The 6,581-nt window shown below is 50.8% G+C and carries 8 protein-coding genes and 1 pseudogene; 8 read left to right on the top strand and 1 reads right to left on the bottom strand.

What is annotated here, in order from left to right; all coding sequences use genetic code 11:
- Positions 1-297: pseudogene (locus RM811_RS03935) on the top strand (S49 family peptidase); the annotation flags it as partial.
- 37 nt (positions 298-334) lie between these two features.
- Here RM811_RS03935 and RM811_RS03930 read toward each other — a convergent pair.
- A complete protein-coding gene (locus tag RM811_RS03930; RefSeq protein WP_402520958.1) occupies positions 335-916 on the bottom strand; it encodes a Maf family protein in 582 nt (193 codons plus the stop codon).
- Positions 917-1,029: 113 nt separating this feature from the next.
- Between RM811_RS03930 and RM811_RS03925 the strand changes: the two genes are divergently transcribed.
- The 7 genes from RM811_RS03925 to fabF form a co-directional block, all read left to right on the top strand.
- A complete protein-coding gene (locus RM811_RS03925) occupies positions 1,030-1,692 on the top strand; it encodes a YceD family protein (protein WP_402520956.1) in 663 nt (220 codons plus the stop codon).
- Positions 1,693-1,741: 49 nt separating this feature from the next.
- Complete coding sequence (gene rpmF / locus RM811_RS03920) at positions 1,742-1,924, top strand: 50S ribosomal protein L32 (protein WP_402520954.1); 183 nt, start codon at positions 1,742-1,744, stop codon at positions 1,922-1,924.
- A gap of 8 nt (positions 1,925-1,932) precedes the next feature.
- Positions 1,933-2,967 (top strand): phosphate acyltransferase PlsX, encoded by a 1,035-nt coding sequence (plsX, locus tag RM811_RS03915; protein WP_402520963.1) that lies wholly within the window; start codon positions 1,933-1,935, stop codon positions 2,965-2,967.
- Between the two features lie 224 nt (positions 2,968-3,191).
- Positions 3,192-4,148: an ACP S-malonyltransferase gene (gene fabD / locus RM811_RS03910; protein WP_402520961.1), complete on the top strand. Its 957-nt coding sequence runs from the start codon at positions 3,192-3,194 to the stop codon at positions 4,146-4,148.
- A gap of 17 nt (positions 4,149-4,165) precedes the next feature.
- On the top strand, positions 4,166-4,924 hold the full coding sequence (fabG, locus tag RM811_RS03905; protein ID WP_402520952.1) for a 3-oxoacyl-ACP reductase FabG: 759 nt from the start codon (positions 4,166-4,168) through the stop codon (positions 4,922-4,924).
- Positions 4,925-5,011: 87 nt separating this feature from the next.
- Positions 5,012-5,245 (top strand): acyl carrier protein, encoded by a 234-nt coding sequence (gene acpP, locus RM811_RS03900; RefSeq protein WP_402520951.1) that lies wholly within the window; start codon positions 5,012-5,014, stop codon positions 5,243-5,245.
- A 191-nt stretch (positions 5,246-5,436) separates the two neighbouring features.
- Positions 5,437-6,581, top strand: a 1,145-nt coding sequence (fabF, locus tag RM811_RS03895; protein WP_402520959.1) for a beta-ketoacyl-ACP synthase II, incomplete at its 3' end; no start/stop codon positions are given.

The following is a 6,581-nucleotide window of genomic DNA, read 5'->3' as shown; positions in this document are numbered from 1 at the left end:
GAGACAGCTATTCATCGGCAGTTTATTGATGCGGTGAAAGCAGGGCGGGGTGATCGCCTGGTTGATGATGCTGATATTTTCTCAGGCATGGTCTGGTCTGGTGAGCAGGCTAAAAAGCTTGGGCTTATTGATGGATTGGGTAGTGCCGGCTATGTAGCCCGGGAGGTGATTGGTGAGGAAGAGATTGTTGATTATACCTCCCGCCTGTCACCGCTGGAGAAGTTTGCCAGAGACTTTGGTGTTGGTGTGAGTGCCACTCTGGTAGAGGCCTTTGGTGGTGGTTTTCAGTTGATGTAGTCGAATCAAGAGGCTTCCTCAGGGCGGTCTCTTTTCTTTACCTTCCTATCGGATAGACCCCTTCATTGATCAGCATGGTGGTCAGGGTGATCAGGGGCAGTCCAACCAGACTGTTAGGGTCATCTCCTGCCATTTTCTCAAACAGGGTTATGCCCAGTCCTTCGCATTTAAAGCTTCCAGCACAGTCTAGCGGGTTCTCTCTATCTATATAGGTGGCAATCTGGGTGCTGGAGAGTTTTCGGAACCAGACAGAATAGTCCACGCATGCCAGTTGGTGCTGTTCTGTGGAGGTGTTCAAAAGGCAAAGGCCTGTATAGAAAGTGACTTTTTTTCCGCTGCAGCGGCTGAGTTGTTTAATAGCCTTTTCCCGGGAGCCGGGTTTGCCAAGAATGGTGTTTTCCAGCGAGGCGCACTGGTCAGAGGCGATGATCAGGGTGTTGGGGTGTTTAGTTGCCAGAGCCAGAGCTTTTTCTTTTGAGAGTCTCAGGGTCAGGTTTTCTGCGTTCTCACCGGGTTGGGGGCTTTCATCAATATTGGGTGATGCCTGGTGGAATTTCAGGTTGAGTCGTTCGAGCAGGCTTTTTCTATAAGATGAGCCAGAGGCTAGTAGAATATTCATGGGCTGACTTTGTGAGTATGAGGAGGGGTGTGCAAATTTTCAGAGATTGCCGGGCAAGTATGCACGGTCTCGAATTTTTGTGAAATCATCCTGCGCATTCAGGGTGGGGGATTGTGAAAAATACGGGCTTGAAGCCTGTTAATCATGAAATAGTTGAATATCTGATAAAAAGGTTGTTTGACAGAAAAGGGGCATCGCCCTATGATTGCGCGCTTATGTTATCAGGCCAATTACCAAAAACCGTTGATCCGCGAAAACTCGCGCGTCGGGGGTTACAGTTCGAAGGTTCGCTGGCGCTTAAGCAGTTTGAACGACTGGTTGCCAGTCTCACTGACGATCAGGGTGAAGTGAAGGTTTCCCTTCATTTCAATATGAGCGAAGACCATCGTGTGGTTGTTCAGGGGTATGTTGAAGCAAATCTGAAAATGATTTGTCAGCGCTGCCTTGATGTTGCAGAACTTACCGTGCGTTCAGAGCTCAACCTGATGGGTGTGTTGACCGATGAGCAGGCTCAATCGCTGCCAGAGGGTTATGAACCCCTGATGCTCCAGGAGGAGCCGATGGAGTTGATACCCCTGTTGGAGGAAGAGCTTTTATTGAGCCTTCCGATTGTGGCTTATCATCCGATTGAAGCCTGCCAGATTCAGCAAAGCTTTACGACTGAGTCTGATGAAGAGGCTGAAGCTTTCGCTGCCCAGGCAGAGGAAGAGGATAAACGTCGTAACCCGTTCAGTGTTCTGGCCAGTCTGAAAACAGACACCACCGAACCCAAATAGAGATTCAGGCCAAAAGATCAAGGCCTAAAAGAGTCAGGAGAGTTGCCACATGGCTGTTCAAAAAAATCGTAAGACCCGTTCCAAGCGTGATATGCGCCGTTCCCACGACAGTTTGACTTCCGCTCAGCTGTCTGTTGATGCAACTTCTGGTGAAACTCATCGTCGTCACCACATGACGGCTGACGGCTTCTATCGTGGTCGTAAAGTGCTTGAAGGTGTTGTCGGCGAGTGAGTCGATTGATGCCAGGACGGTTCGCGACTCCAGGACGGAGAATAGCGCTTGATATTATGAGCGGGGACGAAAGTCCCCGTTCTCGTATCCGGGCCGCACTCAGGGCTTTGGATACCTATTCAGATCTTCATCTTATACTTGTTGGTGATCAGCAGTTGATTACTGATGAGCTTTCCTCTGCTTCATTCAATCATACCCGCCTTGATGTCGTTCATGCAGAGAAAACCATTGGCATGGACGAAAAACCGTCGACTGCGCTCAGAGCCAAAGAGGGGAGCTCCATGTGGGTTGCTCTTGAACAGGTGGCCGATGGTTATGCTGCTGCCTGTGTCAGTGCTGGTAATACCGGGGCGTTGATGGCTATGGGGCGATTTGCCCTGAAGACATTTGTGGGTATTGATCGTCCGGCGATTGCTGCCAGTATCCCCAGTTCCGGTGGCAGTGTTCTATTGCTGGATATGGGGGCGAATGTTGATTGTTCAGCCACTAATCTTTATCAGTTTGCCATTATGGGCTCTCAGCTGGCTGCCTCGGTGAGGGGCGTTGCTTCTCCAAGGGTTGGTCTGCTGAATGTCGGGACTGAGGATATCAAGGGAAATGAGCAGGTCCGGCTGGCCAGTCGCCTGCTGAAAGAAGATGGTCGTTTAAATTACATTGGTTATATAGAAGGGCATGATGTATTTGCGGGTCGTGCAGATGTGGTTGTCTGTGATGGCTTTGCAGGGAATGTTGCCTTGAAAACCGGCGAAGGCGTGGCCCGTCTGATTCGGGATAGTCTTGTTAGCGCTTTTCAACAGACGCTCTGGCGTCGTTTTCTTGCTCTCCTTATCGCGCCGGTCATGCGTAAGCTCTATAAAAGCATTGATCCGGTGGTGTATAACGGTGCCAGCTTTCTGGGACTGCAGGGGATTGTAGTGAAAAGCCATGGCCACTCCAATGAGGAAGGTTTTTTTCGGGCGATTGAGGAGGCGATTCGTGAAGTGGATAGTGATGTCCCCGGGCGTCTGGCGGAAAAAATAGAGGCTATTTTGAAGCAGGATTGAAGCGTTTGTTTGCCTGTTTTTGCGATCGGAAACATAAATTTACTTACCTTGTTGTCTGTTTTTTCTATAATTGCTCCGGTTTTCCGCAGGGAAGCGTTGCCAAACTTTGATGTGGCTGCCTTTTTTAGAGTAGTTACCTCGTTATGGTTCGCTTTGTATCGGATTGAGTTTGACTGATTCTGGGATGTTGGAATAAAGAGACTATGGAAAAAGAGCAGGTTGAAATGACGGATAAGCTGGCTTTTGTTTTTCCCGGTCAGGGGTCTCAACAGGTTGGCATGTTGGCTGACTATCTTTCAGAGTCTTCAGCCAACAAAGAGCCTCTGGTTCAGGCAACCTTTGCAGAAGCTGCTGAGGTGCTTGGGTTTGATCTGCTGCAAATGGTTTCTGAAGGCCCTGCTGAGCTATTGAATCAGACAGAAAACACCCAGCCTGCACTGCTGGTGTCCAGTGTTGCTCTCTGGCGCCTGTGGTGTGAACGCCAGGGTGAGGCTCCGGCAATGATGGCGGGTCACAGTCTGGGTGAATATTCAGCCCTGGTCTGTGCCGGTGCTTTAAATTTTGCGGATGCGGTTCGACTGGTTAGACTACGCGGTCTCTTCATGCGGGAAGCCGTGGGGCCTGGAGAAGGTGCCATGGCGGCGATTATTGGTCTTGCCGATGCCGACGTGGTTGCTGCCTGCGAGAAGGCTGCTGAGGGAGATGTTGTCGAGGCGGTTAATTTTAATGCCCCCGGTCAGGTTGTCATTGCGGGGCAGGTTGCTGCCGTAGCAAGAGCCATTGTCTGTGTAAAAGAGGCGGGTGCGAAAAGAGCTATTGAGCTGCCAGTGAGTGTCCCTTCCCATTGCGCACTGATGAAGCCAGCGGCCGGGAAGTTGCGACAGGAACTCGAAACTATTGAGCTGATTGAGCCAGTAATTCCAGTTGTGCAGAATGTATCAGCGAATGTTTGTTCTGATCCGGCTCAGTTAAAAGCAAATCTTGTGGCCCAGCTTTATAGCCCTGTGCGCTGGGTTGAGTCTGTCGAAACCATGATGGCCGCCGGTGTTGGCCGGTTTGCCGAGTGTGGTCCCGGCAGGGTGCTGGCAGGCCTGAATAAACGAATTGCACGACGTGCGCCCATTGCTACGCTGGAGTCTGCTGATGTTATGGCTCAAATGCTGGCAGAAGCTAACCAATAAGGAACAGGCGGGAAATAATGGCTCTTGAAGGAAAGAATCTGGAAGGAAAGGTAGCCCTGGTTACCGGTGCCAGTCGTGGTATTGGTAAGGCAATAGCACTCTCTCTTGGTAAGGCGGGTGTCATCGTTATTGGAACTGCGACAACGGATTCCGGTGCGGCTGCGATCACAGAGGTGTTTCAGGCTGAGGGTGTTCAGGGGCAGGGTATGGCTCTGAATGTGACCTCTACAGAAGCTTGTCAGGCGGTGGTTAAGGCGGTGGCTGAGAAGTACGGTGCACCTCAGATTCTGGTGAATAACGCCGGCATTACCCGTGACAACATTCTCATGCGGATGAAGGATGAAGAGTGGGATGATGTGGTTAACACCAACCTCAGTTCTATTTTCCGTATGAGTAAGGCTGTTCTGCGTGGCATGACTAAGGCCCGTTGGGGGCGAATTGTTAATATCAGCTCCGTAGTGGGTTCCATGGGGAACGCGGGGCAGGCAAACTATGCGGCGGCGAAGGCTGGTATTGAAGGTTTTACCCGGGCTTTGGCGCGGGAAGTCGGCTCAAGAAGTATCACTGTGAATACTGTGGCCCCGGGTTTTATCGAAACCGATATGACAAAGGCTTTGCCTGAAGAACAGCGGGCTTTTCTGTTGGGGCAGATACCGCTGTCACGACTGGGTCAGCCCGAAGAGATTGCTGCATCCGTTGCTTTTCTTGTCAGTGAACCAGCCGGTTACATCACTGGCGAGACCCTTCATGTCAATGGCGGCATGTACATGAATTAATGGCTTGAAATTTTCACAATTGACCATATACACTAGTTCACCTGTAGCCTCAGGCTGCACCGAATATCGAGAGGAGCACAGCAAGGTATGAGTACCATTGAAGAGCGCGTTAAGAAGATTGTTTGCGAACAACTTGGCGTGAAGGAAGACGAAGTCACTAACAGTGCGTCATTCGTAGAGGATCTGGGCGCGGACTCTCTGGACACTGTTGAGTTGGTGATGGCGCTGGAAGAGGAGTTCGAAACTGAAATTCCTGATGAAGAAGCCGAGAAAATCACCACAGTTCAGGAAGCAATCGACTACGTCGTTTCTCACGCCTGATTGTGCCTTGATTTGAGCTTAATAAAAGCCGCATGACAATTGTCTGCGGCTTTTGTCGTTTTTATGTTCGGGCATGAAAATAATGGATCGTTAAGTCTGTGCGACGGCCAGCAGGAGAGTCAGTCTTGTCGGAAGAACAAAAAAGAGAAAGGTTGCAGCAGCGGATACGTAGAAGGGTTGTGGTAACCGGGATGGGCGTTGTCACTCCCATAGGTAACAATGTAGCGGATAGCTGGTCCAGCCTTGTATCGGGACGTAGTGGTATTGAGTCAATTAGCCATCTGGATACTGAGGGCTTCAGTGTGCGTATCTGTGGGGTGGTAAAAGGCTTTGACCCTACTGCTGTGATTGATAGTAAAGATGCCCGGAAGATGGATGTCTTTATTCAGTATGGTGTCGCTGCTGCTGCTGAGGCGATAGCTGATGCTGATCTTGTAATAGCTAATGATTGTTCCCACCGTTATGGGGTCGCCATTGGTTCTGGTATTGGTGGTTTGACGTCTATTGAACAAAGCCATTCTACGCTTCTGAATAGTGGCCCTCGTCGTATATCGCCTTTTTTTATCCCCGCAGCTATTGTCAATATGGCCGCAGGCTGGGTTTCCATGAGGTACAATCTTCAGGGGCCAAATTTTGCCACTTCGACGGCTTGTGCAAGCGGTAGCCATGCGATTGGTCTTGCCGCCAGAATCATTGCCTGTGGCGATGCGGATGTCATGGTGGCGGGAGGGGCTGAAAAAGCCTCATCTGCTCTTGGGATGACCGGTTTTGCAGCTGCCCGTGCTCTTTCTACCCGTAATGATTCACCGGAAAAAGCCAGTCGCCCCTGGGATGCAGACCGTGATGGTTTTGTGCTGGGTGATGGGGCTGGCATTGTTGTTCTGGAGGAATACCAGCACGCAATAGCCAGGGGAGCCAGAATATATGCTGAGCTCAGTGGTGTCGGTATGAGTGGTGATGCCTGGCACATGACGTCGCCACCGGAAGATGGTCGGGGAGCGGCGAGGGCAATGTTATCTGCGCTGGAAGATGCAGGCCTGAGTCCTGAAGATGTGTCGTATATTAATGCCCATGGAACTTCAACGCTGGCCGGAGATCTTGCTGAGACCCGGGCTATTCATAAAGTATTTGGCGAGCATGCTACTCATCTGGCCGTCAGCTCTACAAAATCCATGACTGGCCATTTGCTGGGAGCTGCCGGGGCTGTTGAGGCTGTGTTCAGTATTCAGTCTCTGATTGAAGGCGTGATTCCTCCAACCATCAACCTGGATACGCCCGGTGAAGGTTGTGACCTTGATTATGTGCCCCATAAGGCTCGAAAAATGGCAATGGATCA

It is taken from the genome of Endozoicomonas sp. (genome assembly GCF_031844845.1).
In the GTDB taxonomy this organism is placed as follows: Bacteria; Pseudomonadota; Gammaproteobacteria; order Pseudomonadales; family Endozoicomonadaceae; genus Endozoicomonas.
The sequence above is the reverse complement of the archived record's forward strand: the minus strand, read 5'-3'. Positions and strand labels throughout refer to the sequence as shown.